Origin of the sequence: Pseudomonas sp. 21LCFQ010 (genome assembly GCF_024129905.1) — a bacterium.
Taxonomy (GTDB): domain Bacteria; phylum Pseudomonadota; class Gammaproteobacteria; order Pseudomonadales; family Pseudomonadaceae; genus Aquipseudomonas.
Genome location: NZ_JAMYDZ010000031.1, coordinates 1 through 26,965, shown reverse-complemented (window position 1 = coordinate 26,965; position 26,965 = coordinate 1). Strand labels below are relative to the sequence as shown.

The 26,965-nt window shown below is 61.7% G+C and carries 25 protein-coding genes and 3 pseudogenes; 15 read left to right on the top strand and 13 right to left on the bottom strand.

The window, feature by feature from the left end; all coding sequences use genetic code 11:
- The first annotated feature begins 108 nt into the window (after nucleotides 1–108).
- From NJC38_RS25335 to NJC38_RS25320, 4 genes are all read left to right on the top strand, one after another.
- Complete coding sequence (locus NJC38_RS25335) at nucleotides 109–1,431, top strand: FAD-binding oxidoreductase (protein WP_253117618.1); 1,323 nt, start codon at nucleotides 109–111, stop codon at nucleotides 1,429–1,431.
- Between the two features lie 20 nt (nucleotides 1,432–1,451).
- Nucleotides 1,452–2,228 (top strand): NAD(P)-binding domain-containing protein, encoded by a 777-nt coding sequence (locus NJC38_RS25330; protein WP_253117616.1) that lies wholly within the window; start codon nucleotides 1,452–1,454, stop codon nucleotides 2,226–2,228.
- A gap of 95 nt (nucleotides 2,229–2,323) precedes the next feature.
- Complete coding sequence (locus NJC38_RS25325) at nucleotides 2,324–2,674, top strand: cupin domain-containing protein (protein ID WP_253117614.1); 351 nt, start codon at nucleotides 2,324–2,326, stop codon at nucleotides 2,672–2,674.
- A gap of 9 nt (nucleotides 2,675–2,683) precedes the next feature.
- Nucleotides 2,684–3,037, top strand: coding sequence for a RidA family protein (locus NJC38_RS25320; protein ID WP_045483406.1), 354 nt, complete (start codon nucleotides 2,684–2,686; stop codon nucleotides 3,035–3,037).
- Between the two features lie 650 nt (nucleotides 3,038–3,687).
- Here the strand turns inward: NJC38_RS25320 and NJC38_RS25315 are convergent.
- Nucleotides 3,688–3,882, bottom strand: a pseudogene (locus NJC38_RS25315) (RHS repeat-associated core domain-containing protein); the annotation flags it as partial.
- A 304-nt stretch (nucleotides 3,883–4,186) separates the two neighbouring features.
- On the opposite strand from NJC38_RS25315, the gene NJC38_RS25310 reads away from it, so the two are divergent.
- From NJC38_RS25310 to NJC38_RS25300, 3 genes are all read left to right on the top strand, one after another.
- On the top strand, nucleotides 4,187–4,957 hold the full coding sequence (locus tag NJC38_RS25310; RefSeq protein ID WP_253117612.1) for an N-acetylmuramoyl-L-alanine amidase: 771 nt from the start codon (nucleotides 4,187–4,189) through the stop codon (nucleotides 4,955–4,957).
- A gap of 251 nt (nucleotides 4,958–5,208) precedes the next feature.
- Nucleotides 5,209–7,530, top strand: coding sequence for a multicopper oxidase domain-containing protein (locus NJC38_RS25305; protein WP_253117611.1), 2,322 nt, complete (start codon nucleotides 5,209–5,211; stop codon nucleotides 7,528–7,530).
- Nucleotides 7,531–7,681: 151 nt separating this feature from the next.
- Nucleotides 7,682–8,476, top strand: coding sequence for a serine protease (locus tag NJC38_RS25300; RefSeq protein WP_253117609.1), 795 nt, complete (start codon nucleotides 7,682–7,684; stop codon nucleotides 8,474–8,476).
- 22 nt (nucleotides 8,477–8,498) lie between these two features.
- Here NJC38_RS25300 and NJC38_RS25295 read toward each other — a convergent pair whose 3' ends face one another.
- Together NJC38_RS25295 and NJC38_RS25290 are read right to left on the bottom strand one after the other, a co-directional pair.
- Entirely contained in the window at nucleotides 8,499–8,762 is a 264-nt protein-coding gene (locus NJC38_RS25295) for a hypothetical protein (RefSeq protein ID WP_045483397.1), read from the bottom strand.
- A gap of 456 nt (nucleotides 8,763–9,218) precedes the next feature.
- Nucleotides 9,219–10,292 (bottom strand): GlxA family transcriptional regulator, encoded by a 1,074-nt coding sequence (locus NJC38_RS25290; protein ID WP_253117608.1) that lies wholly within the window; start codon nucleotides 10,290–10,292, stop codon nucleotides 9,219–9,221.
- 207 nt (nucleotides 10,293–10,499) lie between these two features.
- Between NJC38_RS25290 and NJC38_RS25285 the strand changes: the two genes are divergently transcribed.
- The 6 genes and pseudogenes from NJC38_RS25285 to NJC38_RS25260 form a co-directional block, all read left to right on the top strand.
- The gene (locus NJC38_RS25285) at nucleotides 10,500–11,891 is read left to right on the top strand and encodes an FAD-binding oxidoreductase (RefSeq protein WP_253117606.1); all 1,392 of its coding nucleotides are present in this window, start codon (nucleotides 10,500–10,502) and stop codon (nucleotides 11,889–11,891) included.
- An 11-nt stretch (nucleotides 11,892–11,902) separates the two neighbouring features.
- Nucleotides 11,903–12,877, top strand: a complete 975-nt coding sequence (locus NJC38_RS25280; RefSeq protein ID WP_253117604.1) for an NAD(P)-dependent oxidoreductase — start codon at nucleotides 11,903–11,905, stop codon at nucleotides 12,875–12,877.
- Entirely contained in the window at nucleotides 12,874–14,325 is a 1,452-nt protein-coding gene (locus tag NJC38_RS25275) for an aldehyde dehydrogenase family protein (RefSeq protein WP_253117602.1), read from the top strand. The genes NJC38_RS25280 and NJC38_RS25275 overlap by 4 nt, the downstream gene beginning before the upstream one ends.
- Nucleotides 14,326–14,549: 224 nt before the next feature.
- Complete coding sequence (locus NJC38_RS25270) at nucleotides 14,550–16,208, top strand: acetolactate synthase large subunit (protein ID WP_045483382.1); 1,659 nt, start codon at nucleotides 14,550–14,552, stop codon at nucleotides 16,206–16,208.
- A 144-nt stretch (nucleotides 16,209–16,352) separates the two neighbouring features.
- Nucleotides 16,353–16,643: pseudogene (locus NJC38_RS25265) on the top strand (LysR family transcriptional regulator); the annotation flags it as partial.
- Nucleotides 16,644–16,678: 35 nt separating this feature from the next.
- Nucleotides 16,679–16,798: pseudogene (locus tag NJC38_RS25260) on the top strand (alkylhydroperoxidase); the annotation flags it as partial.
- Between the two features lie 15 nt (nucleotides 16,799–16,813).
- Here the strand turns inward: NJC38_RS25260 and NJC38_RS25255 are convergent.
- A complete protein-coding gene (locus NJC38_RS25255; protein WP_253117601.1) occupies nucleotides 16,814–17,185 on the bottom strand; it encodes a hypothetical protein in 372 nt (123 codons plus the stop codon).
- Between the two features lie 62 nt (nucleotides 17,186–17,247).
- Complete coding sequence (locus NJC38_RS29085) at nucleotides 17,248–17,382, bottom strand: hypothetical protein (protein ID WP_290447394.1); 135 nt, start codon at nucleotides 17,380–17,382, stop codon at nucleotides 17,248–17,250.
- A 228-nt stretch (nucleotides 17,383–17,610) separates the two neighbouring features.
- On the opposite strand from NJC38_RS29085, the gene vapB reads away from it, so the two are divergent.
- Nucleotides 17,611–17,841, top strand: coding sequence for a type II toxin-antitoxin system VapB family antitoxin (vapB, locus tag NJC38_RS25250; protein WP_253117598.1), 231 nt, complete (start codon nucleotides 17,611–17,613; stop codon nucleotides 17,839–17,841).
- Nucleotides 17,842–17,877: 36 nt separating this feature from the next.
- Here vapB and NJC38_RS25245 read toward each other — a convergent pair whose 3' ends face one another.
- From NJC38_RS25245 to NJC38_RS25235, 3 genes are read right to left on the bottom strand one after another with little or no spacing between them, the layout of a single operon-like run.
- Nucleotides 17,878–18,615: an ABC transporter ATP-binding protein gene (locus tag NJC38_RS25245; RefSeq protein WP_253117596.1), complete on the bottom strand. Its 738-nt coding sequence runs from the start codon at nucleotides 18,613–18,615 to the stop codon at nucleotides 17,878–17,880.
- A complete protein-coding gene (locus NJC38_RS25240) occupies nucleotides 18,612–19,454 on the bottom strand; it encodes an ABC transporter permease (RefSeq protein ID WP_045483316.1) in 843 nt (280 codons plus the stop codon). Before NJC38_RS25240 ends, NJC38_RS25245 begins: the two co-directional genes overlap by 4 nt.
- Nucleotides 19,451–20,455, bottom strand: a complete 1,005-nt coding sequence (locus tag NJC38_RS25235; protein ID WP_253117595.1) for an aliphatic sulfonate ABC transporter substrate-binding protein — start codon at nucleotides 20,453–20,455, stop codon at nucleotides 19,451–19,453. Before NJC38_RS25235 ends, NJC38_RS25240 begins: the two co-directional genes overlap by 4 nt.
- 108 nt (nucleotides 20,456–20,563) lie before the next feature.
- On the opposite strand from NJC38_RS25235, the gene NJC38_RS25230 reads away from it, so the two are divergent.
- On the top strand, nucleotides 20,564–20,716 hold the full coding sequence (locus NJC38_RS25230) for a hypothetical protein (RefSeq protein WP_253117594.1): 153 nt from the start codon (nucleotides 20,564–20,566) through the stop codon (nucleotides 20,714–20,716).
- Between the two features lie 6 nt (nucleotides 20,717–20,722).
- Here NJC38_RS25230 and NJC38_RS25225 read toward each other — a convergent pair whose 3' ends face one another.
- The 5 genes from NJC38_RS25225 to NJC38_RS25205 form a co-directional block, all read right to left on the bottom strand.
- The gene (locus NJC38_RS25225; protein ID WP_045483310.1) at nucleotides 20,723–21,838 is read right to left on the bottom strand and encodes a sigma-54 dependent transcriptional regulator; all 1,116 of its coding nucleotides are present in this window, start codon (nucleotides 21,836–21,838) and stop codon (nucleotides 20,723–20,725) included.
- 12 nt (nucleotides 21,839–21,850) lie between these two features.
- On the bottom strand, nucleotides 21,851–23,038 hold the full coding sequence (locus tag NJC38_RS25220; RefSeq protein ID WP_253117710.1) for an acyl-CoA dehydrogenase family protein: 1,188 nt from the start codon (nucleotides 23,036–23,038) through the stop codon (nucleotides 21,851–21,853).
- 55 nt (nucleotides 23,039–23,093) lie between these two features.
- The gene (ssuD, locus tag NJC38_RS25215; RefSeq protein WP_253117592.1) at nucleotides 23,094–24,245 is read right to left on the bottom strand and encodes an FMNH2-dependent alkanesulfonate monooxygenase; all 1,152 of its coding nucleotides are present in this window, start codon (nucleotides 24,243–24,245) and stop codon (nucleotides 23,094–23,096) included.
- A gap of 706 nt (nucleotides 24,246–24,951) precedes the next feature.
- Entirely contained in the window at nucleotides 24,952–25,767 is an 816-nt protein-coding gene (locus NJC38_RS25210) for an ABC transporter ATP-binding protein (protein WP_253117591.1), read from the bottom strand.
- Nucleotides 25,764–26,965, bottom strand: a 1,202-nt coding sequence (locus tag NJC38_RS25205; protein ID WP_253117589.1) for an ABC transporter permease subunit, incomplete at its 5' end; no start/stop codon positions are given. The genes NJC38_RS25210 and NJC38_RS25205, both read right to left, overlap by 4 nt.

The window sequence follows — 26,965 nt, the reverse complement described above, 5'->3', positions numbered from 1 at the left end:
CAGAACTGTGAGGCTGACCGCCACCCACATCTCCTATGACTCGTCCCGTTTGTTATATGGCTCACCCCGCAGCCGATGCGATAGTGGCCAAAATAAAAGGATTCGAGCATGTTCGAGCGCACTGTAACCCCGGCAGACGACAACGGTTGTGGCTGGTTCCACCTCAGCCTGGGGCGCAAAGTGCGTCCGGCGCATTCGGGTAGCACCTCGGCACGCTGGGTGGTGCTGGGCGCAGGCTTTACCGGTGTGGCCGCTGCCCGGCAACTGGCCCTGCATTACCCCCATGACCAGATTGTGCTGGTCGAAGCCCAACAGGTTGGCTTCGGTGCGTCGGGCCGCAACTCCGGCTTCGCCATCGATTTGCCCCACGACATCGGCGCCCCTGACTACATCGGCGACCTGGCCACCGCGCGCATGAGCCTCAAGCTCAACCTGCGCGCGCAAGCGTTGCTGAAAAAATTGATTGCCGAGCACGGCATTGATTGCCAGTTGCAGGCCGCCGGCAAGTACCAGGCGGCCATCGAGCCCAAGGGCATTGCGGTGCTGGAAGCCTATCGCAGCGGTCTTGAAAAACTCGGCCAGGCCTATCAGATGATCGATGGCCAAGACATGCCCGAGCATGTCGGCACGCACTTCTACAAGCGCGGGTTGTACACCCCCGGCACTTACCTGCTGCAGCCTGCGGCACTGGTCAAAGGGCTGGCCGAGAGCCTGCCGGCCAACGTCACGCTGTTCGAGAACACCCGCATTCACAGCATCGAGCAGGGCGCCGACAAGGTCACCCTGATCCACGACAACGGCCGGTTGATCGCCGACCAGTTGCTGCTGACCAACAACGCTTTCGCCTCGCACTTCGGCTTCCTCAAGGGCCGCCTGCTGCCGGTGTTCACCTACGCCAGCATGACCCGGCCCCTGACCGAACAAGAACAGGCGCGTCTGGGTGGCAAGAGCACTTGGGGCATTATCCCGGCGGACCCGTTCGGCAGCACCTTGCGCCGTACCCCGGACCAGCGCCTGCTGGTGCGCAACAGCTTCAGTTTCAACCCCGACGGGCGCAGCCACAAGAAATACCTGGAGCGTGCCGAACGCCAGCAGCGCGAGTCGTTCGAACGACGTTTTCCGATGCTCGCCGGCACGCCATTCGATTACACCTGGGGTGGCTCGATGTGCCTGTCGCGCAACCATGAATCGTTCTTCGGCACACTGGCGCCGCGCATTCACGGTGCATTGTGCTGCAACGGCCTGGGCATCACGCGCGGCACCATCACCGGCACTCTGCTGGCCGACTGGCTGGCCGGTGAGCGCGATGAACTGATTGATTTTCTGCTCTCTTCCAAAGGGCCGAATGCCAACCCGCCGGAGCCGTTCCTGAGCCTGGGAGTGAACTTCAACCTGCGCCTGGGCCAACACCGTGCGGGTCAGGAAAGCTGAGCCGCCAAGGAGAGCAACATATGCACAGCATCGGCATTCTGGGCGTTGGCGAACTGACCGAAAAACTCGTTCGCGGGCTGCGTAACGGCGGTTTTGACGGGCCGATCCTGCTCTCGCCGCGCAATCGCGAACGGGCTGCGGCACTGGTCGCCGACTACGGCTGTAGCACGCTGCAAAGCAACGCGGCAGTGGCCGAACAGGCGCAGCTGTTAGTCGTTGGCGTGCGCCCGGCCGACCTGGCCAGCCTGGCCGCTGAGGTTCAGGTCAGGCCCGGTCAATGGCTGGTGTCGGTGGTGGCCGGCGAAAGTCTGAGCCGGCTTGCCGAGTTGTTTCCGGGCGCTCGTTGCGTGCGCGTCATGCTGTCGTACGCTGCCGAGTTCGGCCAGTCGACGGTTGCCCTGACCCCACCGACCCCTGAGCTGGAACCGCTGTTGGGGTTGCTGGGGCGTCTGGTGGTGCTGGCCGATGACACGCAGTTCGAGCTGGGCACCGTGGCCGCCTGCATGAACGGCTGGTTCTATTTCCTGCTGCACGACTTGCAAGAGTGGCTGGCCGATAAAGGCTTGCCGCAGCAGCAGGCCCGGCAACTGGTGCTCAGCAGCCTCAAGGACTGCCTGGCCTGTTCTGAAGAACAACAGCACGAGAGCCTCAAGGCCCTCGGCGAGCGCATCGCCACACCGGGCACCTACACCGCCGACGGGCTGGCGCTGCTCAACCACTCCCAGGCCGGCGCGCAATGGAAAGCCGCTTGTGAAGTGGTGCTCGATGCCCTGCTGAGCCGTTCTGCCGGCCACTGAGCCACCCGTTTTTACCTGCACCGGGCTTCGACTTCTTGCTGGCAGGCCAGCAGGAGCGGGCCTGATTCAACCCTGCCAACGAGGCCCCGATACCCATGAGCAATGTACTGACTGTCGTACGCAACGCTGACCACGCCGAACTGGGCGAGCCGGCCCCGGCCAAGCTGCCGATCGGCGACATTATCGCCCAGGCGCGCACCGCCCAGGACCAGACCAACGAAGCCGTCGGCGCCAGTATCGGCGTTTGGGAAAGCAGCCCCGGTGTGTTCCGTCGGCACCTGAAGAGCCGTGAATTCAGCCACATCATCAGCGGCTGGTGCATCTTCACTCCCGACGGTGGCGAGCCGGTGAAACTCAGCGCTGGTGATGCGGTGCTGTTCCCGGAGAACTGCGAAGGCGTGTGGGACATCCGCGAGAACTTCCGCAAAACTTACGTACTGTTCTAGGAGCGGGCGATGACACCTATCGAACGCATCAACGCAGGCCCCCGTGCCAGCCAGATCATCATTGCCGGTGACCGCTTCGAAACCTCCGGCATGGTGGCGCTCAAGCCTGAGTCCGATACCGATATCACCGCCCAAACCCAGTGTGTACTGAGGCAGCTGGAGGCGATGCTGGCGCGGATCGGCGTCGGCAAGGAACGTGTGACTCGGGTGCAGATCTGGCTCAGTGACATGGCCGATTTCGACGCCATGAACCTGATCTACGACGCCTGGGCCGCCGAAGCACCGCCGACTCGCGCATGTGTGGGGGCGCAACTGGTGACGCCGCAGTACCTGATCGAGATTCAGGCCAGCGGGTATCTGTAGTGCCGGGGTTTCAGTAAGTCGAGCAGTGGGCAAGGGCGTCGTATATCCCTTGCCTATCAGGTATGCCATCTGGAAACATGGCCTGACTTTTATAGCGGTGTAAAGTTGACAGGCTGGTAGTTGAATATTTTCCTGGTCTTTGCACTGATATTTTTCTTGTAAATGTATATGCCTTTCGCACGCTCATAGTTACCTGACGATAATTTGCGTATTTCATGTGACTGAAGCGCGATCAGATCCTCAATGTCCTGTGGGCTCAGATTGGTAAACGTCAGTCCCTTGTAGCCTTTGACTGGAGTATTCGTGAGTCTGGAGAAGGCGGCCGCAAACGAGCCGGCGTCGCCTGAACCGGACCAGCAAATCATCAGTTTTATTTTGTCGTATTGCTCAGTGTTGATACCCGCAGCGATAAGTCTGTTGTGCAATGCCTTTGGCGTCAGGGCGTTGCCACCGGACATGGCCAGATGCATGGGTTCCAGACCTTCGGGCGGTTTGGTTGTGCCATGACCGAGTAGCGTAAGCGTTTTTGTCTTGGCCGGTGTTTTTTCAAAACTGAAGATACCGCGGGTAACTTGCTTGATATTGGTCGCTGCCTTGGGTTTTTTTCCGATCAATGACAGCCATTTGCCCAATCGTTGGAATACTGGCAAGTGTCCAGTCGGATCCATCTGACCTACCGGGTTCCCTCTGCAGTAACCATAAGCATTGATCCCGCCCTCACCGAATGGGCTCAGACTGTCCGGGCTATTGAATCTCATAAGCACCGGATTGTACGCCCGGTATCCATTACCCAGCAGATAATGTCCGGTCAGCAGATCAGGCAGTTCGCCATTGAAACCTGGCAAATACCGCCAGTCATCGAGCTGATGCAGTGGTTCAAGGTCAGGGCGGCTGGGCCATCGAGTGGCTGGTGTTTGGGCGGATGCGGGCATTGGGGTGTCCAAATTGGCTCTCTGGTCACCCAGTTTGATGGCTATATCAGTAACGGCCAACTGGCAGAAATAGCAGGGCAATATTATCGGTAGGATGCCTATGAAATATTGTGAGTAGGTTAGTTGTGAGTAGTAACTTAGTCGATGGGGTGGCAAACGTTGTTCGGTGCTAGTTTGGCCGGGCTTTTAATGTTGTGCCCATCCATCGGAGGTCTATGTGTACGAAGTTGATCGCACTACTTATCGCTCTATAAAAGGTTTCAATCGTCGTGTTCGTTTTCTTGTCATGCACTATACGGCCATCGGTTTTCGAGGCTCGGTCAATGCCCTGACCGGCCCTGCCGTCAGTGCCCACTACTTGATCCCCGACCCGTCGGAAAATGACTATCAGGAGGCAGGTTTCAATACCTTGCGCATCTTCAACCTGGTCGATGAAAGCGAGCGGGCCTGGCATGCGGGGGTCAGCACATGGGGCAACCGCAATAGCCTCAACGACACCTCGATTGGCATCGAAATCGTCAATGTGGCCACCGACGAAGGTGGCGTATTCAAGTTCCCGCCGTACCATCCTGAGCAGATCGAAGCCATCAAACAACTGGCCCGCGATATCCTGCAACGTTACCCGGACATCAGCCCGGTCAATGTGGTCGGGCATTCGGATATTTCACCCGGCCGCAAGAGCGACCCCGGTGCGGCTTTTCCATGGAAAGCGCTTTACGACGCAGGCGTGGGCGCCTGGTACGACGCAGCCACGGTACAAGCTTTCAAGCAACAGTTCAGCGCTGGTCTGCCATCGCGTGCTGATATAACAGCCAAACTAAAAACCTACGGCTACGACACCTCTACTGCCGCCGGTGACAGTGGCTACCATGGATTGGTCAGAGCCTTTCAGTTGCACTTCAGACCTGAGAACTATAACGGTGTAGTTGATCTTGAAACTGCAGCCATTGTTTATGCGCTGGTCGCCAAATACTTCCCCGGAAAGTAAGTTTCAGCTGTTCTCCGTTTGAAAAGGCTCTGAATCAGGCGTCTATTCAATGCCTTTGTGCGTTGCAGGTGCACTTCTCAGCTTTCTCACATTGCCTGCAGCCGCCCAGCGCCTGACTCGATCGGGTGCTGGGCGGGGGCGTCTTGTGATGGACATTTCAAATTCGCTTGCGTTTTTCCAAGGAAAGGCTAATTTCCTGCCTGAATATCATATTGCCAGCTTGCGGCGATCTCTCGGGAAGGAACCTTACTATGCAGTCCAAAGGATTGGTTCGATGCGGCGTGTCGCTGGCATCGCTTTTCTGGGTCGCTACCGCCCTGTCTGCTCAGGAGGAGGGCATCAGCAACCCACCGACACTGAGGATGGGGATTGACCGCAACGCGCCGGCAGCGGTAACCGGTGTGCGTGAGGCTCCCGGTGTTACCTCACGCACCGCCGTTCGCCAGAACGACCCTGGTGCACAACTGGAACTGCGTCTGAAGCAGGCCCAGATCCAGGACCCGCAGAAGGGCACCAAGGACACGGTCTGGCTACGCGGTTATGCGGATCCCAATAACAGCAATGCCCCTGGCAATCTGGTCGCGGCCCCGCTGATCAAGGCACTTCCCGGCCAGACGGTACGCTTCGATATCTACAATCATTTGCTGCCTTGGGACGATCTGCCAGACAACCTGCGCCAGGACTACACCCGGGCCGGGCTTGGCAAGGACGTTTACGAAAAGCTGATCCCGCCGCAGGAGTGCGATCCGGCGCATGATGCCGGCTCAATGAACACGCCTAACAGCCGCCCCGGTTGCTTCAATGTCACCAACAACCACTTTCATGGCAGTTGGGTGAATCCGGCCGGCAACAGTGACAACGTACTGCGCAGCCTGTATCCCGGCGCAGGTGTTGCACACGAATACGAATACAACATTCCGGCTGATCATCCTGCCGGCACCTTCTGGTATCACCCGCACATTCACGGCTCCACCGCTCTGCAGGTCGCCAGTGGCCTGTCTGGCGCATTGATCGTCAACGGCGATCGGTGGCCGGTTCCGGGAGCGAACGGTCAAGGTTTTCGCAGCGGCGACATTGATGTGTTGTTGAGCAAACCCGACGGCAAACCGATTCCCGACCGGGTCTTCATGCTCCAGCAGATCCAGTACGAATGCTTCAAGCCCGACGGCACGCCCAAAGATGACAAATGGAATTGCGCCGAGGGCGATATCGGCGCCATCGTGAACTACAACAATCTGGGCGGACCGAAAAACTGGACAAATTCGGGGCGCTTCACCACCGTCAACGGTCGTGTCGCTGACATGCTGGGCATTGGCAGTGAGCCTGGCCAGGAGAAAGTCATCGCCGGCCAGCCTGAGCGCTGGCGGTTTATCCATGCCGGCTTCAATGACAGCATCAAGGTGCAGATCTATCCTGCCAAACCAAACCCGGAAAAAGGCGAGGCAAGCTCGCTCAAGGCGCTGTTCAGCAAAACCTCCGCCACTGACAACGACCGTACAATCGCACGCGTCTGCGACGTCGATGGCCCGCCACTGAAGGTGTTCGAGATCGCTGCCGATGGGCTGACCCGATACCAGGCACTGGAAACTGATGCGCGGGTCCTGCAGCCGGGCTACCGCAGTGACGTGCTGGTGTCTTTCCCTCAGCCTGCCGGCAACCTGCGCCATCAGGATTACTGCGTCATTGATTCACCCCTCAAGGGCGAGGCCAGCGTGGAAGGCTCGGTGGACAGCCGGCGCCTGCTCTTCTCTGTCAGGGTCGAGCGCAACGATGCCCGGCCGCAGATTCCCGAGGCCAAAGTCGTGATTCATGAAACCCTCTCCAGCGCCGCCAAGCGACTGGCCGCAGACCGTCAAAGGCAGGGGCTCGACGTCTCGAAACTGCCAGCGATCCTGGCCGATCTCGACGCAGGCCTGAAGCTTGAGAATTTCTCGCCGCACGAGAGGCTGACAGGCCAGACCACGCGTGAGCAGGAGGATGCCTGGTTGCATGTGGACAATGTCCGCTTGCTGCGATTCGATTTCAATAATTCGGTGCAGGAAGGTATGTCCCCGCCTTCCCCTGGACCGGGAATCGGACATACACGTTTTTCCCGTAGCGATTTCGAAGTGGCGTCTGATCCCGATCCGCAAGCCCCTTGGGGCAAGGTCGAGGATGTGCGCTTCAGCACCAGACCGGACGAACTGATCGCCCTGCAGCTTGGCGACACTGATGAGTGGCGCCTGCGGACCGCCGATTTCGCTCACCCCTTCCATATTCATATCAACCCGTTCCAGGTGGTGCGCGTAACAGGCAAGGATGGCAAGGATCTGACCCAGGACCCCACCTCGCAGTATTTCGGCATGAAGGACGTCTACAAGGACACCATCATGGTGGAGTCGGATGTCGAAGTCGTCGTGCGCTCGCATTACGAGCGCTACGTCGGACGCTTCGTCTTGCATTGCCACATCCTGCCCCATGAAGACGCCGGCATGATGCGCCTGGTCGAGATTTTCGATCCCGGCATTCCGGGCGGGCTGGACGGCATCGAAAAGCGCAACGAGAAGGCCGCAGGCTCAGCCCATTCCCACTGAGGCTTGCGTCGATAGAGGCTAAAGGAGGCTGACATGCTGCGCCACGGTTTCATAATTGAACGTGGCGCACGCATGCCCAGGGGGGGCACGTGTCGATCCGGCTGCGCGCCGTGATCCGGTATTAAACCGCGCAAGTACGGATTTCACATTTATGTCTATCATCCTGCGCCAAGGTCGGCCGGCCCTCGCGGTACGCCAAGGCAGTTTCGATATCCATGCACTCAACGACGGTTCGGCCAGTGCACTCGTGCACCGGCTTGAGCAGGCGCGTACACGTCTTGAGCAATGCCTGCCTGCCATTGGCCGGATCGAGCTGCAGGGTAATGCTGACGACGAGCTGGCCGGCACGGGCTGGCTGGTGAGCAAGGACATCGTGGTGACCAACGCCCATGTCGCCGACAAGTTCGCCATGCCCTACGGCAATGGCTTCCGCTTTCGCTCAGCGACATCGGGCAGCGGGCGGCAGAGCGCGGCCATCAACTTTCTCGCAGAGGCCGGCAATGCGCTCACCCGCAAGGTAGCGATCAGCGAAGTGCTCTGGATCGCCCGCGACTGGAAACCGGATATCGCGTTTCTGCGTCTGGCGCAGGACAGCGGGATTGAACCGCTGCTGCTTGCCAAAGAGCCTCCCCAGACCAACACCCACGTCGTAGCGGCTGGCTACCCGGTGCGTGACGCCGAAGTTGAAGATCAGCAACTGATGGAGCAGATTTTTCAGGAGCTCTACACCTACAAGTGCTTGTCACCTGGCATGGTAAGCGGCTTCACCGGCACGGTATTGCATGATTGCAGCACCCTGCGCGGCAACTCCGGCTCGCCGCTGCTCGACCTCAACAGCGGCGAGGTTGTCGGCCTGCATTTCCTCGGGGGGCCGCTCGACGGCTCTAACCAGGCCATCGCGGCCAGTACCATTCGCAATCTGCTGGTACAGCGCGGGCTGCTGTAATCATGCTTCGCCCCGGAAGCTGTCAGGCCGGCAGTTGCGCTTGCTCCTGGCTTTCACGGTGTATGACCGGCCACTGATCGAGCACCTGGTCCAGCACCAGATGCGCCTGGGTAATCAGGTGCATACCGGCCATCGCCAAGTGACGCGGCGGGCCTTGCAGCGCATCGGCGCTTTCATAAACCGTGGCAGTGGCGCAGCGCAGCAACTCCACGGCATGGGCCAGGCGGCCTTCAACAAGGGTAAGGGACGATTCGAGCGAGGGTGGGTCGGGAACGATCTTTTTCATGAGTACAACTCCTGTAGAACTGATGGAGTCGTCACCCATTGCTACCAAACGCCGGGTGGCGACCGTGCACAAGTTGGTAGAACCGGCTACAGGCACCCGGTGCGTCCGAAGACGCCATGCGCACGGCCACCATAACAGCAGGCCGAATAAAAGCGCCTCGCAAAAGGTGGCGCCTTGCGCCTGTAAGCATCAGGTCTACCAAACCTGATCGCTGGATTTACAGCGACGGCCAGAGGGTAGATAGCGAAACTCACGGGCGCAAGCGGTCGGGATTTTCTCGGAAATTTCCTTCAAGAGAAAGAGAGGCATCTTGCAATTGCAGGCCGCAGACGGGCCGAAATGCTACCCGATCTCGTAGGAGCCGCTTCAGCGGCGAAGCTTTTGCAGCTAAAGCTTCGCCGCTGAAGCGGCTCCTACAATGTTCCGTGTTTGCAGCGCGACGCCGAGCCTGATCGCCTACAACTCCGGATCCAGCCCCACCGGTCCATCCTGCCAGTCGGTCTTGAACCGCTCCACCTCATGGCGGCGCTTGCGGTACGAATACGGCGTTTCACCATACTGTTTGCGAAACCACAGAATGAAGTGCGAAGCGTCGGAGAAGCCGCAGGCCAGGGCGATGGTGGTGATGTTCTGGCTGGTGTTGACCAACAGCCGCCGGGCATGGTCCAGGCGCAGTTTACGCCAGTAGTTGGCCGGCGGCTCTTGGGTGTTGGCGACAAATTCACGGTGTAACTGGCGCGGCTGGGTGCCGACCGCCAGCGCCACCTCCTTGAGCGACAGCGGCGTGTCGAGGTTCTCGCGCATGAACTTGATCGCGCGGCTGACCCGGTCGTTCTCGTAAATGGCTGACTGGGCAGCCGGCTCGGCCTGGGTATGGGTGTCGGCCTGTTTTTCCACCAGCAGATATTCCAGGCCCTTCTGCGCCCGGATCGCCCCGCAATGGCGGCTGATCAGGCTGGCCGCCAGGTCGATGGCGGTGCCGCCGGGGCAGGTGATGATGCCGCCGTCGTCGACATAACTCTTGTCCAGTACCGCAACGGCTTCGGGGTACAGCTGCTTGAACTCATCGAGAATGGTGAAGTGCACCGCGCAGCGCTTGCCGTTGAGCAACCCGGCTTTACCGAGCACAAACGACGCCGAGCACAGGGCGATGATCGGCACCTTGGCGGCATGCAGGTCGCACAGTGCATCGAGCAGCCACTGCGGCGGGTTGCGGGTCTCGCCCATCAGCCCGCCGGCGACCACGATGTAATCGTAGTGCGCCCAGACATTGAGCGGCTTGGTCGGCGAAATCGGCATGCCGCAACTGGCGGTCACCGGCAGGTCATGGCAGGTCATCCAGTCCCACTGGCAATGCACCTGCTGGCTGCGAAACGACTTGTCGGCCGCAAAGCGCAAGGAGTCCACCAGGCCTGCCACCGGCACCAGAGTGAAGTGATTGAGCAGGATGAAACCGACCCGCAGGTCCGGTTTGACCGGAGTCGGCATGGGCGCATCCGCAACGGCATCCGGGGCATCGACAAGGGCCATGATCGGCAATCTCCAAGCGTCCGGCATCGATGCCGTGGTGTCGATTCTAGGCCTGCCGGGTTGTCCTGAATATCATATTTAGCCCCATAAACAGGACGTGAAGGACGATCGGTCGCAACCTACGATCAATTGTCATTGCTGTAATAGCCGCTCTGCCGGGTGGCTGCGCATCATGCTGAAAAAACCACTCACCAAGGCAGCACTCCTATGTACCGTGGATTCTGGTATGCGCAGGCCCTCGATCTGGACAGCGATCTCGCTCCCGCCCTCGAACAATCCATCCAGGCTGACGTCTGCATTGTCGGCGGCGGCTTTCTCGGCCTCTGGTCGGCCATCCGTCTCAAGCAGACACACCCGGAAAAGAACATCGTCATCGTCGAGCGCGACCGTTGCGGCTCTGGTGCCAGCGGCCGTAACGGCGGCGTGGCGACCAACTGGTGGGGCAAGTACCTGTCGGTACGCACCATCTGCGGCGACGTGGAAGCGCGGCGTATCTGCGAGGCCGCCGAGTCGGCCATCGACGAGATCGGCAGCTTCTGCCAGGAACATGGCATCGACGCCCAGTACCGCAAGGATGGCTGGCTGTGGAGCGCAACCAACCAGCGGCAGATGAACTCCTGGAAGGTCCTGACCGACGGCCTGCAGAACCTGGGTGTCAACCCGTTCCGGGAACTGGATCGCCAGACCATTGCCGGCCGCATGGGCTCGCCACTGGTGCTCGGCGGTATCTTTGACCCCAACGCCGCTACGGTACAGCCAGCGATGCTCGCCCGTGGCCTGCGCCGTGTCGCGCTCAAGCTCGGTGTGCAGATTTTCGAAAAATCGCCGTTCACTCACCTTGAGCGCGGCAAGAACCCGGTGGTGCATACCGCCAAAGGCCATGTGAAGGCCGATCATGTGGTGCTGGCACTCAACGCCTGGGGCGCACAATTTCCTGAGCTGCGCCGCATGATCGCGATCATGTCCAGCGACATGGTCGCCACCGCGCCGGTCAAAGCCAAACTCGATGCCATCGGTTTTAGCGGCGGCGAGTGCATGACCGACTCGCGCACCGTGCTCAACTACTGGCGCAACACCCCGGATGGCCGTGTGGTGTTCGGCAAGCCGCTGGGCCAGTTCGCCTATGCCGGGCGCATCGGCAACCTGTACGAAAAACCCTCGCCGGCCGCCGATCGCGTCGCCGCCGAACTGCGCCGGCTGTACCCGCAACTGGCCGACGTGCCGGTGGTCAGCAGTTGGACCGGGCCGATTGACCGGGCCATGAAAGGCCTGCCGAATTTCGGTTACCTCGACCACCACGGCACCATCAGCTATGGCATCGGCTTCTCCGGTAACGGCGTGGCGACCACCGTATTTGCCAGCCGCATCATCAAGTCGCTGGCCACCCATGCCAATGACGAGTGGTCCAACTGCGGCCTGGTCAACCAGAAAATGAAACTGCTGCCGCCAGAGCCGTTCCGCTTCTTCGGGGCACACATGGTGCGTGACGCGCTGGTGCGCAAAGAGAGCCTGGAAGACGTCGATCAGGACGCCGGGTTCATCACCAAACAGCTGGTGGCCATGGCCCCGGCCGGTTACGTGCCGGCGCAGAAAAAATAAGGACGATGACGATGACCGAGAAAGTCGTATTCCTCGACGACGACGGCCTGGCCGCCTCGACGCAGCTCAAACGCCCAGGTTTTGAGCATCAGTGGCAACAGTACGCCTATACCCAGCCTGACCAGGTGCTGGAGCACCTCAAGGACGCCACGGTGGCGCTGACCTGCAGCGTGCCATTGCGTGAAGAGCACCTGCGCCAGTTGCCGAAGCTGAAGATGATCTCGCTGGCGCTGACTGGCCGCGATATCGTCGATGTCGATTATTGCGAGGCGCATGGCATTCAGGTGTCGAGCGTCCCCGGTTATGCCGCCAACACCGTGGCCGAGCACAGCCTGGCGATGATCCTCGAACTGTTCCGCCGCCCGGCCGCCTTCACCCGGCTGATGCGCCAGGTGCGCGACGGCCAGGCGCCGTTCAAGAACATCTATTTCGACCACCGCATTCGTGACGTGCGTGGTCGACAACTGGCGATCATCGGCAGCGGCCCGATTGCCATCCGCCTGGCTGAACTGGCCCGGCATCTGGGCATGCAGGTGCTGTTCGAAGACCGTGGCGGCAAGCGCCAGGGCGCTGATGTGCGGCCGCTCAATGAGCTGCTGAAAAGCTGCGACGTGCTGTCGATCAACTGCCCGCTGACCCCGCAAACCTACAACCTGATCGACGCCGACCAGTTGGCGCTGATGAAGCCTGATGCGCTGGTGATCAACACCGGGCGTGGCGGGGTGGTCAACGAAGCCGCACTGATCGACGCGCTAAAGGGCAACCGCCTTGGTGGCGTGGCCCTGGACGTGGTCGAGCACGAGCCGCTGCACCCGAGCAACCCGCTGTTCCAGTTGCTCGACCGCGATGACTTCATCCTCAACCCGCACATTGCCTGGAGCAGTGAAGATGCCATGCAGCAGCTGATGGATAGCGCCGTGGACAACATCACCCACTTCATCAACGGCCAGGCTGAACTGCCAGTCAAAAGGACCCAGAGCGCATGACCATCGTGACCAAGAGCAGCTATGTAGACGGCGCTTTCGTTGCCCTTCAAAGCAGCAACGAACTGCTGGAAAACCGCAACCCGTCCAACCCTGGTGAAGTGATCGAGCGCTTTGTGCGCGCCGACAGGGACCTCACCGAACAGGCCATCGCCGCCGCCCGCCGTGCAGCACCCGGCTGGGCACGCAGCAACCCGCAAGTGCGCGCCGATGCGCTGGACTTTATCGGCACCGAGATTCTCGCCCGTCGCGAAGAGCTGGCGCGTTTGTTGTCGCGCGAAGAAGGCAAGATCGTCCGCGAAGCGCTGGGCGAGGTGGACCGCGCCGGTCGCTCGTTCAAGTTCTACGCCCAGGAAGTGCTGCGCGCCGAAGGCGAGAAATACCAGTCGGTGCGTGCTGAGGTGGGTATTGATGTGTTCACCCAGCCGGTGGGCGTGGTCGGTATCATCGCGCCATGGAACTTCCCGATTGCCATCCCGGCGTGGAAGATCGCCCCGGCGCTGTGCTTCGGCAACTGCGTGGTGTTCAAGCCGGCCGAGCTGGTGCCGTCCTCGGCCTGGGCGCTGGCCGAGATTATCTCGCGTGCCGGCCTGCCAGCGGGTGTGTTCAACATGCTGATCGGCCCCGGTCGCAGCGTGGGTGACACCATTATTCGCTCACCCGATATCGACGCCATCAGCTTTACCGGTTCCGAAGGCACTGGCAAACAGATCGCCAGGCTGGCCGCCGAGAACATGACCCGCGTGCAACTGGAAATGGGCGGCAAGAACCCGCTGATCGTCCTCGACGACGCCGATCTGGAGCAGGCGGTCGATGTGGCGCTCAACGGCTCGTTCTTCAGTACCGGCCAGCGCTGCACAGCCAGCTCCAGGGTGATTGTCACCGCCGGTATTCATGATGCGTTTGTCGCGCGTCTGGCCGAGCGCACCCGTGCCCTGAAAGTCGGCGAAGCGCTGGCCGCCGACACCGACATCGGCCCGGTGGTGGATGGCAAGCAACTGGAGCAGAACCTGTCGTACGTGACCATTGGTCAGCAAGAAGGCGCCAGGCTGGTGTGTGGCGGCGAGCGCATCGACAACCAGGCCGGTGCGTTCTACTTCACCCCGGCGCTGTTCACCGAGGTGCATCCAGAGATGCGCATCTACCGCGAAGAAATCTTCGGCCCGGTGCTCAGCGTGCTCAAGGTGCACAACTATGAACAGGCCTTCGCTGCCGCCGAAGACACGCCGTTCGGGCTGTCGGCCGGCATCGTCACCACCTCGCTCAAGTACGCCGAGCACTTCAAACGCCACAGTTCGGCCGGCATGGTGATGGTCAACCTGCCCACCGCCGGCGTCGATTACCACGTGCCGTTTGGCGGCAACGGCGCCTCCAGCCTTGGCTCGCGGGAGCAGGGCACCCATGCCCGGCATTTCTTTACCCGGGTCAAAACCACTTATCAGTTGGCCTGAGCACTGTTACCTTTTGACATGCAAGCGCGTCTACGCTCAGACCGCATGAAAACTGCTGCGCTCGGTGATGCTGCGTTGAAAGCAGGCTCGGAATGCTCATTGACAACCAGTCAAGTCGCCCGCGACTCCGACCGTTCCTCGCCTGCTTTCGCCTTGCCTGACCTTCGCTCGCGACGTTTTCAAACCGTCTGCTGTTCTTAACCTATTAAATGACGAGGAGCATCATGGCCAAGGCCGCCGATGTGGTAGTGCAATGTCTGGAAAACGAAGGCGTCGAGTACGTATTCGGTATTCCGGGTGAAGAGAACCTCGACCTGCTCGAGTCCCTGCGCAAGTCGCAGATCAAGCTGGTGCTGACTCGCCACGAGCAGTCCGCCGGCTTCATGGCCGCTACCTATGGTCGCCTGACCGGCAAGACCGGCGTGAGCCTGTCGACCCTGGGCCCCGGTGCCACCAACCTGGTCACCGCGGGCGCCTATGCATACCTGGGCGGTATGCCAATGCTGATGATTACCGGCCAAAAGCCGATCAAGAAATCCAAGCAAGGTCGTTTCCAGATTCTGGATGTGGTCGGCATGATGCAGCCGCTGACCAAGTACACCCACCAGCTGGCGAGCGCGGACAACATCCCGTCGCGGGTGCGTGAAGCTTTCCGCCTGGCCGAAGAAGAAAAGCCCGGCGCCGTGCACCTGGAACTGCCTGAAGACATCGCCGCTGAACAGACCGACGTGATGCCGATTCCGCGCAGCGTGCACCGTCGTCCGCTGGCCGAGCACAAGTCCATCGAAGCCGCCGTGGCCAAACTCAAGGCCGCGCGCAGCCCGATCCTGGTGATCGGTGCCGGTGCCAACCGCAAGATGACCGCCAAGGTCCTCAAGCAACTGATCGACAAGACCGGCATCCCGTTTGTCACCACGCAAATGGGTAAAGGTGTGGTCGACGAGCGCCACCCGCGCTTCCTCGGCAACGCCGCGCTGTCGTCCGGTGACTTCGTACACCGCGCCGTCGAAGCTGCCGACCTGATCATCAACATCGGCCACGACGTGATCGAAAAGCCGCCGTTCTTCATGGTCCGTGGCGGCACTGAAGTGATCCACATCAGCTTCCGCAGTGCCGAAGTCGATGCGGTGTACTTCCCGCAGATCGAAGTGATCGGCGACATCGCCAACGCCATCTGGCAGATCGGCGAAGCGCTGGATGCTGCGGCATTCGACGGCAGCGCGCAGTGGGACTTCACCCGCCTGATGGCGATCCGTGAAGCCAACGAAGCGCAAATTGCCGAAGGCGCCGATGACGACCGCTTCCCGGTGTATCCACAGCGTCTGGTGGCCGACATCCGTCGCGCGCTGCCTTCCGAAGGCATCGTGGCGCTGGACAACGGCATCTACAAAATCTGGTTCGCCCGCAACTACAAGGCGCACAAGCCCAACACCGTGCTGCTCGACAACGCCCTGGCGACCATGGGTGCCGGCCTGCCATCGGCAATGGCCTCGCACCTGGTGTATCCGCAGCGTCCGGTGATCTCGGTGTGCGGTGACGGCGGTTTCATGATGAACAGCCAGGAGCTGGAAACAGCCGTGCGCCTGAACATGAACCTGACCGTGGTCATTCTGCGTGACGACGGCTACGGCATGATCCGCTGGAAGCAGGCCAACATGGGCTTCACCGATTTCGGCCTGGACTACGGCAACCCTGACTTCGTCAAATACGCCGAAGCCTACGGTGCCTTTGGCCACCGCGTCGAAAGCGCTGCCGAGTTCCTGCCGCTGCTGGAGAAATGCATCAGCACCCCAGGCGTGCACGTGATCGACTGCCCGGTCGATTACAGCGAGAACGACCGCATCCTCAACACCGAACTGCGCGAGCGCAGCCTGGCGGTGTAATTCGGTCTTCGCGGCTAAAGCCGCTCCTACGGGGTTTGCGACAACCGTAGGAGCGGCTTCAGCCGCGAAACATCGATACGTGCCAGATCCGCGACAAACCTGTAGGCTCCTCGTCTCTCGATTCCCCATCGATCAGGAGCTTTTGTGGATCTGCGTCAACTCGAAGCCTTTGCCGCCGTGATGTCGGCCGGTAGCGTGACCGGTGCCGGGCAGATGCTCGGGCGTTCGCAACCGACCATTACCCGGCAGATCCAGGAACTTGAGCAGGAACTGGGCTTTGCTCTGTTCGAACGCAGCGGCCCCAAGGTCACCCCGACCCAAAAAGCTTTCATGATGACCGCCGAGGTCGAGAGCGCCCTGCAAGGGGTGCGGCATGTGCATCAACGCGCGCTGAACCTGACCCGCGACGAAAACCGCAGCCTGCGTCTGGTCGCCACCCCGGCGCCACCGGCCCGGAGCAGGTCCTGCCGCTGCGTGAAGCCGGGCTTGAGGATGGCGAGATTCTGGACTTGATTCAGGCGGTGGCGATCTTTGCCTGGGCCAACCGGTTGATGCTCAACCTGGGCGATCCGGTATTTGGCCAGGAGTAAGCCGCACGGTCGGCGTCAGTTGTTGCGTACTTCGGGGTAGCACAACCGGCGCTTTTCCCGGCAGTCCTTGGTCTTGAGTGCTGCGTCCTTGTCCTCGCCCGGGAAAGCGGGCGGCGGCCCGTAGCTGCCGCTGGGGATGCGGCGCACCCGCTCTGCATCACACAGCGCAAAACCGTCAGACAACCCGCGCAGGTACTCGGCCTCGTCGGTGGCGGGTACTTGCCGGTTGCGGTCATAGTCTTGCTTGAGCTTGTCTGCGCAGCCGTCGCGATAGCCCGCCCGGTATGGCTCCAGCGGCTGCCAGGGCAGCTCGATAGCGGCGCCATTCAGGCAACCGGACAGGCCCGCGCCCAGCGCTACAACACACAGCAAACGCAGCCATTTCATTGGCCATCACTCCAGGCTCAGGACGCATTGAACTGCCTGAATAGCCCAGCCCAGGGCTTTTTTCAATACCTCAGCTCTACTGCCACATAAGCGCCGATGCCGTCTCCGGGCCACAGCGCTGCGGTGTCGTTGCCTGCCACGTTGTATTGCGGGGTCACTGCGGTTACGTGGGCCGCCGCCAGCTGCCTGTCAGGCATGGCCGGGGTATTACTGAGCCTGAATGGGATTAGAGTTGAATAAATCCTCAAAGACAGTTGCTGCCTCCCACAAGACGGTGTTGACCTTGGCTGATTAAGGGGTAGTGCCAATCAGCTAAAGTCACCGCAGCCAGTGGGAGGCTGCTCTGCAGGCGAATGCAGTGCGTAGCGCTGCCAGAAATCTGTGAAACACGCAGAATTACAGATGAAAAATCCGTAGAGGTGAGCATGGAACAAGGATCAGTATTTCTCAGTAATCGCAGTCAGGCCGTGCGCTTACCCAAGGCCGCTGCATTCCCTGATGATGTTAAACGTGTCGATGTGATCGTCATGGGTAGAACCCGGATTCTGACCCCCGCAGGTGAGTCCTGGGACAGCTGGTTTGATGGTGAAGGTGTTACTGCCGATTTCATGACTGATCGTGAACAGCCCGCCGATCAAGAGCGGGAATCGTTTTAATGCTCAAGTTCATGCTGGACACCAACATCCGCATCTTCACAGTACCCGCGCATCATGCAATGCGCTCAACGCCTGGCTGCGCAGCCTTGCCAGGGTGTCGTCGCTGCGTTCGCGGGGGTAGCTCAGCGGCACGTGCAGTTCCTGGCGCACGGTGCCGGGCCGGTTGCCGATCACCAGTACCCGATTGCTCAGGTACAGCGCTTCGTCGATGTCGTGGGTCACCACCAATAATCCGATATGGTGTCGGCGGGCCAGCTCCAGCAGCAGGTCTTGCAGCTTGTAGCGGGTAAAGGCATCCACCGCGCTGAACGGTTCGTCGAGCAGTAGCAACTCGGGCTGGCCATACAGGCCACGGGCGATGGCCACCCGTTGCGCCATGCCGCCAGACAGCTGTTTGGGCAGGGCGTCGGCAAAGCCGCTCAGGCCCACTTCGTCGATCAACGCCGCAACCCGCTCACGGTCGTACTGGCGGTCGTCGCTGAAGCCGATATTGTCGGCCACACTCAGCCAGGGCATCAGCCGCGGTTCCTGGAACACGAACCCGACCTGTTCGGGCCGCTGGCGCAGCTCACCGACAAAGTCGCTGTCCAGTTGCGCCACCAGGCGCAGCAGGGTGCTTTTGCCACAACCGCTGGGGCCGAGCAGGCTGACGATTTCGCCGGGTTGCAACCGCAGGTCGATCTGGCCCAGTACGGGCGTGTCGGCAAAGGCTTTGCGCTCGACCCGCAAGTGCAGAAGATCAGCGCTGGATGGGGTCGCCTGGGCAAGACTCATGGTTGGGCTCCGGGGCCTGCGCCGTCAAAGGTGTCGCGCCAGGTCAGCCAGCGGCGCTCAAGGCTGGCCAGCAGGCCGTCGCTGATTTTGCCCAGCAGGGCTAATACGATAATGGCCGCCAGCACCAGGTCGGGCCGTGAGGTTTCGCGGCCATCGCTGAGCAGGTAACCCAGGCCGCGGGTGGCGGCGATCAGTTCGGCGGCCACCAGAAACATCCAGCTCAGGCTCAAGGCGCTGCGCAGGCCGGTGAACACCCCGGGAAACGCCGCAGGCAAAAGAATGCGCCGGGCCAGGCGCGCACGGCTGAAGCCGTACATGCGCCCGACTTCAACCAGTTTGCGGTCGATATTGCGAATCGCCGCCACGCCATTGAGGTACACCGGAAAAAACGCACCGATGGCAATCAGCACCACCTTGGAGGTTTCGCCGATGCCCAGCCACAGCAATAGCAACGGCACCCAGGCCAGGCTGGGAATGGCGCGCAGGCTGGCGAAGGTTGGCTCCAGCCAGGCTTCGGCTTCGCGGCTCAGGCCGACCCAGGCGGCGAACAGCAGCCCCAGACTGGCGCCCACTGCGAAACCGGCCAGCACTCGCGACAGGCTGGCGCCGATATGTTTCCACAGCGCGCCGTCGGCCAGTTGCACCAGGGTTTGCGCCACTTCGCTGGGCGCGGGCATCTGATAGGAGGCGATCCAGCCCAGGCGCACCACCGCTTCCAGAACCACAATGATCAGCACCGGCAGTGCCAGGCCCTTGGCCCGCCGCCGCCACTGGCCGGTGTTGCTGGTCGGGCGCTCGGCAGGTGCCGCTGCGCTCAGCGCCTTGCTGGTCTGGCTCATGGCTGGATACTGGCTTTGCCGAACGACGGCTCGATCAACTGGTCGATCACTTGCTTGACGTCCACGCCACGTTTGACCAGTTCTTCAGAGACCAGAATCGGTGCTGCGGCCTGCGAGGCGGCGATGTCTTTGTCGCTCAGTTGCGGCGCCGACAGGTCGGTACGGGTCAGCTGCAGCTTGGCCACGTCGAGCGGCAATTTGGATTCATCGGCCAGCAGTTTGGCGAACTCTTCAGGGTGTTCGAGTGTCCAGCGCCGCGCCTGCTCATAGGCCTTGATCACCGTATTGATGGTTTGTGGATGCTCTTTGGCGAAGGTCTCGGTCACGCTGATCACCCCGTAGCTGTTGAAGTCCTTGTTGCGATACAGCAGGCGCGAGCCGGCTTGCAGTTCACTGGCGGCCATGTGCGGGTCCAGGCCTGCCCAGGCATCGACATCGCCTTTTTCCAGGGCGGTGCGGCCATCGGGGTGTTGCAGGTGCAGCAGTTCCACGTCGTTCTTGTTCAGCCCGGCACTGGCCAGGGCGCGCAGGGTGAACAGGTACGGGTCGGTGCCTTTGGTGGCCGCGATTTTCTTGCCCTTGAGGTCGTTGATGCTTTTCAGCGGTGAATCCTTGCTGACCACCAGCGCGGTCCATTCGGCGCGGCTGTAGACGTACACCGATTTGATCGGGCTGCCGTTGGCGCGGGCCAACACGGCGGACAGGCTGGCCGACGAACCGAAGTCGGCGCCGCCACTGTTGAGGTATTCCAGCGAGCGGTTACTGCCCTGGCTGAACACCCAACTGACTTTCGAGTCCGGCAGGGCTTTTTCCAGCCAGCCGAAGTGCTTGAGCACCAGACTCACCGGCGAGTAATAGGCGTAATCCAGGCGCACTTCCTTGGGCGCGGTCTCGGCATAAGCGGTGCTGTTCAGGGCCAGGCCGGCGATGCAGGCAGCGGCCAGAACTTTCAGGGAGCGGGGCAGACGGGTCAGCGATGAGGCCAGGAGAGTCAGACGCATGGGTAGGTTCCGCAAGGCATGGAGGACGGGCTGTGAATCAGCTGTTGGGTAACCATGACTGTTTGCACGGGGCATGCCATCAGGCTGCTGGCCACGTAGTACGGGCGTTTGGGACGGTTTGCCGGCGGCGGGCTGCTGTATGTGGTGCGGCAGAATGTCGAGGCACTGTTGCTCAGGCAACAGTTGATGCTGGGCCTGTTGCAGGCCACAAGCGGCAAGTCCGTCGTCGGTCGCTTGCGCTTGAAGCAGGATGATGGCTGAAACGGCTCAGATCGACAGGCGCAACAGGCGGTTATCCAGTTCGTGATCCTGGTTGCGGCGTTTGTTGACCACCAGTTCGCCAATGGCGATCAGCCGCGTACGGGTGACGTTGCGCGACAGGCCCAGCAGTTCGGCGGTGTGCACCTGATTGTGATGGCAGAAATGGTAGGCCGCCCGTAGCAGCGCGGTTTCGACCCGCTCGTGCAATGCACCGGGCTGCTCCTCGCACAGCCGGCGGAACGTGTGTTGCAGCAGTTGCTCCAGCGAGTCGCCGTCGGCGCCGGTGCGCGAGTAGCCGGCGTCGTCCTGGCGCTCCAGGCGCAGGTTGGACAAGCGCAGGTCATCGGCTTGTACTTCACCGTCGCGGCAAGTCAGCAGGCTGTGGTGAATGACGTTTTCCAGCTCACGAATATTGCCCGGCCAGCTGTAACCCACCAGCTTGGCTTCGGCGCCGGGGCTGAGGGTCATCTGCCCGTAACCCAGGCGCTCGCTGTAGGTGCGGATGAAATGCCGGCTCAACGGCAGGATATCGCCCGGCCGCTCGCGCAGGCCGTGCAACGACAGGGTCACCACGTTCAGCCGGTAATACAGGTCTTCGCGAAAGTGCCCGGCGTTGATGGCTTTTTCCAGATGCACATTGGTCGCTGCCAGCACCCGGACATTGATCGGCAGGCTTTTGCGCGAGCCCAGGCGGACCACTTCGCGCTCTTGCAGTACCCGCAGCAGCTTGACCTGGATGGCCATCGGCAAATCGCCGATTTCATCGAGAAACAACGTGCCGCCGTTGGCCTCCTCGAACCAGCCGGCCTTGGCACTCAACGCGCCGGTGAAGGCGCCTTTTTCATGACCGAACAGCTCGGCCTCAACCAGCGATTCGGAAAACGCGCCGCAGTTGACCGCCACGAACGGCCCGTTGCGTCGGCCACTGAGGTTGTGCAAGTGCCTGGCCACCAACTCCTTGCCCGTACCGGTTTCACCGATGATCAGCACACTGGCCTCACTGGGGGCGATCTGTTGCAGGTGGGCCAACAACGCGCGCGATTTAGGGTCTTCGAACACTTGGGCTGTGGCCCGAATGGACGTGGCCAGGGCCGGCGAAGGGGGCAGGGTCAGCAGTTGCATGAGGGCTCTCGCTCAAGAATAAAAAGTCGGGGTCGGGCGGGCACCGTTCAGGGCCCAGTCACCCAGCTCGTGCAGTTTGTAATCCAGCGGGTCGTGCAGGGTCTGGGTGCGCAGGTTGCGCCAGAAGCGGTCCAGGCGCAGGGCGGCATGGGTGGCGCGGGCACCGGTGACTTCAAACAGGCGGCTGGACAGGTCCAGGCCGGTGCGGCTGGCGTTGACCTTGGCGCTGGCAATCGCCAGCGCCAGTTGTGCGCGTTCTTCGCTGCCCAGCTCCGGACCTTTGTTCCAGGCGGCATCGAGCAGCACACAGGCGCGCTCGACCAGCACCCGTACCGCTTCCAGCGATGCCCAGAACTCGCCGTAGTGGCGCAGAATGTAAGGGTCCTCGCTGATGTCCTGAGCCTTGGAGGTGAACCACGGGCGGCTTTCCTTGAGGGTGTAATGCCGCGCTTCTTCGAACGCGCCTTCACTGATGCCGAGAAACAGATTGGTGAAGTGCAGTTGGGCGATCAGCGGCCGCAGTGAAGCAAACGGGGTGCTCAACGGGCCTGGGTCGAGCAGCAATTCCGACTCTTCGACCCGTACCCGCTCAAAGGTCACGCTGCCGCTGTCGGTCTGGCGCTGGCCCATGTTTTCCCAGTCGTCGTGCAGGGTAATGCCGGTGCGCCCGCTGGGGATGGCGGCAATGATCAGTTTGCCGCCGGCGCTTTCATCCACCGCCGAGGCGATGAGCATTTCCGAATCGCTGGCGCCGGAGCAAAAGCTCTTGCGCCCGGAAAATTCCCGCCAGCCGTCGAAGGTCTTCAGCACCGTGCGGGTGTCCAGCGGGTTCAGGGCGTTGCCCCAGAACCAGTTTTGCCGGGCGGTCTGTTCAAACCAGGGTTGCCATTGGTCCGGGCGGGAAAACAGCCGCACGGTGGCCAGCATCAGGTGGTGAAAGCCGAACACGTGGGCGATCGAGCTGTCGACCTTGGCGAATTCGCGCACCACATCAAAAGTCTCGCGCCAGCTGGCGCCCAGGCCACCGAAACGGGTCGGAATGCTCAAGCCCAGCAGGCCGCTGTGGCGCAACGCATCGCGCTCGGCCTGGGGGGTGCCGCCCTGGGCGTCGCGCTCGGCGGCGTTGGAGGCAAATTCGCAGGCCAGGTTACGGGCCAGGTGTAAGGGGCTGGTGAAAGAGGCAGGTAAAGGGGCCTTCACAGGAGCAATCACAGGCGTCGTCACGAAAAAATCCTCAAATTAAGCCGTTTCTGGTTTACGCCGGCTGCTTTCGGGCGCTGGGCAACACGTCATTGGCGATCATTTCGCCAAACGGGCCGGTCAGGTTGGTCAGGCCACGGCCGGCCAGGCTGGCGTAGGGTTCGGGCAGCAGCGCAAATACCAGTTCGGCAAACCGGTAGGCTTCTTCAAGGTGCGGGTAGCCAGAGAAAATAAAGCTCTCGATGCCCAGGTCGGCATACTCCTTGATGCGCTCGGCAACCTGCTCAGGATTGCCCACCAGCGCCGTGCCCGCACCGCCGCGCACCAGGCCGACCCCGGCCCACAGGTTGGGAGCAACCACCAGGTTATCGCGGCGCCCACCGTGCAACTGCGCCATGCGCCGCTGGCCTTCGGAGTCAAAGCGGGCAAACGACTGCTGGGCGGCGGCGATGGTGGCGTCGTCGATGTGCGCGATCAGCTCATCAGCGGCGCGCCAGGCATCTTCTTCGTTCTGGCGCACGATCACATGCAGGCGAATCCCGAACTTCACCGTACGGCCATGTTTGGCCGCGCGCTCCCGCACGTCGCTAATCTTCGCAGCTACTGCCGCTGGCGGCTCGCCCCAGGTCAGGTACACGTCAATCTGCTCGCCTGCCAGGTCGTGGGCGGCGTCGGAAGAACCGCCGAAATACAGCGGTGGATAAGGCTGCTGAATCGGCGGGTAGAGGGCCTTGGCATTTTTTACATGCAAGTGCTTGCCCTGGTAATCCACGGCCTCGCCTTGCAGCACGCGGCGCCAGATATGCAGGAACTCGTCGGTGACTTCGTAGCGTTCGCTGTGGCTCAGGTGAATCCCGTCGCCACGGTTTTCATCGGGATCGCCGCCGGTCACCACGTTGATCAGCACCCGCCCGCCAGACAAACGATCCAGGGTGGCGGCCATGCGCGCCGAGACGGTCGGTGAAATGATGCCCGGCCGAATCGCCACCAGAAAACGCAGCTTTTCAGTCAGCGGCGCCAGGGCCGAGGCCACGATCCAGGAGTCCTCGCAGGAGCGTCCGGTGGGAATCAACACGCCGTGGTAACCCAGCCCATCAGCCGCCTGGGCCACTTGTTTGAGATAACCGAGGGTGACCGGCCGGGCCCCCTTGGCGGTGCCCAGGTAATGACCGTCACCGTGGGTCGGCAGAAACCAGAACACATTCATGCGCGGCTCCCTGAGTGACCTTGATCAATGACGGTGAATGAACAGCAGACGCCGCGGCAGGCCGCAGCGCCATGCACAAATGCGCTCATGATCGCTTCCTTAATGTGAGCCCGTTAACAGGCTGGACAAGGCGGGTTCGCAAGTCCTGTGCCACAAGCCCAGACTCAGGCGGGCCGGGGCTTTTCACGGGGTTTTTCACCAAGGATGAGTGCGTTGCTGTTGCTCAGCGGTGATTGCTGCCCAACAACTGTTGGCTGGGCAACAGTTGCCGGGGGAGAGGTGCGCGATGCAATCAAACTACGGCGAGGGGCGGGCGGTGATGCTCGTGAGTTGGGGCCTTCGCGGCCAAAGCCAATACTGTTCAGATAAGCACTGCGTGCCTTTGTGGGAGCGACCTTGGTCTGGGCGGAATTCCGACGAAGAGGCCAGTAAAAACACTACATCTGCTGCGAATGTGCCGCCGTCTTCGCCGGGATGCCGGACCACAGCAACCGGAGCGCCGGCCGGCTGCTCCCACCGGTCTAATTGAACAGTATTGCGGCTAAAGCCAATACTGTTCAAATAAGCGCCGCATGCCTTTGTGGGAGCGACCTTGGTCGCGAAAGGGCCGGTAAAGTCACAGCATCTACTGCGAATGTGCCGCCGTCTTCGCCAGCAAGCTGGCTACCACCGGTCTAACAGAACAGTATTGCGGCTAAAGCCGCTCCTACAGCGCAATCAACGCCGGGTGCAGGTCATGAATATGCGTAGGTCTTGGCGCGATGTACTGCTCGTCGCTGGTCAGTTCATGCAGCAGCTCTTCGCGCAGCAGGTGAAAGTCATAGCCGCTGCGCTGGCGCGGGTGCGGCAGGTTGATGTCGACCACGCGCTTGATCCTCCCCGGCCGCGGCTCCATGACCACCACCCGGTCGGCGAGGAAGATCGCTTCTTCGACGTCATGGGTCACCAGCACCGTGGTGATTTTTGCCCTTTCGCGGATTGCCAGCAGTTCGTTCTGCATCTGCTGGCGGGTCAGCGCGTCGAGGGCGCCAAACGGTTCGTCGAGCAGCAGGATACGCGGGCTGGCCACCAGGCCACGGGCGATGGCCACCCGTTGTGCCATGCCGCCGGACAACTGGTGCGGGTAAGCACGGGCAAAGTCCTTGAGGCCCACCAGGTCGATGAAGTCGGCGACCCGCTGTTGTTTCTGTTCGTTGCTCAGTGGCTCGTTGACCAGCCCCAGACCGATGTTGTCCTGCACGGTCAGCCAGGGAAACAGCCGGTGCTCCTGGAACACGATGCCGCGTTCGCTGCCGATGCCTTCGACCACCTTGCCGTCGACCCGAATCTCGCCACGGTACTCGGTGTCCAGGCCGATCAGCAGGCGCAGCAGGGTTGATTTGCCGCAGCCGCTGGAGCCGACGATGGCGACGAATTCTCCTTCGGCAATCTCCAGGTTGAATTCTTTGATGGCCTCGATCTGGCCGCCATCGACCTCGAAGACCTTGCCGACATGGTTGAAACTGACGATAGCTTGAGTCATGCGTGTCTCCAGCGCGTGGCCCGCGCTTCGATGCGTTGTCCGAGGAAGTTGAGCAAGGCGCCGGTCAGTCCGACCAGCAACATGCCGGCCATGATCACGTCCATGCGCAGCAGTTGCTGGGCACCGATCATCAGGCTGCCGATGCCGCCATTCGAGGGCATGAAGTATTCCGAACCGATGGTGCCCAGCCAGGCGTAGATCAGGCTCAGGCGCAGGCCGCCGAAGATACCGGGCGCCGCACCGGGCAACACCAACCGGCCCAGACGCTGCAACGGGCTCAGGCGCAGCACCCGCGCCGCTTCAGCCAGTTGCGGTGACTGGTTGGCGACACTGCGCTGGGTGGCGATGTACAGCGGGAAAAACGCTGCGAACGAGACGAACACCCACTTGGCCGGTTCACCCAGGCCGAACCATGCCGTCAGCAGCGGCACCCAGGCGAAGATCGCGATCTGCCGCAGCGCGCCCAGGCTCGGGCCGAACAGCCGCTCGGCGGGTTTCGACAGGCCCAGCAGCAGGCCGATGCTGAACCCGGCCAGGCCACCGAGCAACAGGCCGCCGAGGGTGCGGCTCAGGCTCATCAGCATGGCGCCGGGCAGGCTGCCGTCGAGCAGCCCGGCCCAGGTGGTTTGCAGCACCAGCAGCGGCGAGACCAGAATCTGCCGGTCGACCCATTGCAACTGATACGCGGCCTGCCAGAGCAGCAGCAACGCGATGGGCAGGTACCAGGCGGCCCAGCCCGATTGGGCCCGGCCACGATTCAGTTGCGCGGTGGGCGGGTGCGGCCAGTGCACCAGCTTGCGGTCGGCCCGGCCGATGAACAGGTCCATGCTCACCCCGACCACACCGATCACCGCGATGCAGACGAAGACGATATCAAGCATGAACAACTGCCGGGCCCAGACCATCAGGTAGCCGATGCCTTCGCTGGAGGCCAGCAGCTCCACGGCCAGCAGCGACGACCAGCCTGCCGACAGCGCCAGACGCACGCCGGCCATGAACGAGGGCAGGGCCGCAGGCAGGATCAGCCGGCGGATCAGCAGGGCGCGCGGCAGCCGCAGCACGGCGGCGGCTTCACCATATGCGCGAGAAGCCTCGGGGTTTAGCCCGAGGTCGAGAGCGCGGACGCCGCAGGCGTCCTGGTTGGGAGTCTGCTGTTCTTCGATGTATTGGCGCAGGATTTCAATCGGCGCACCGCCGC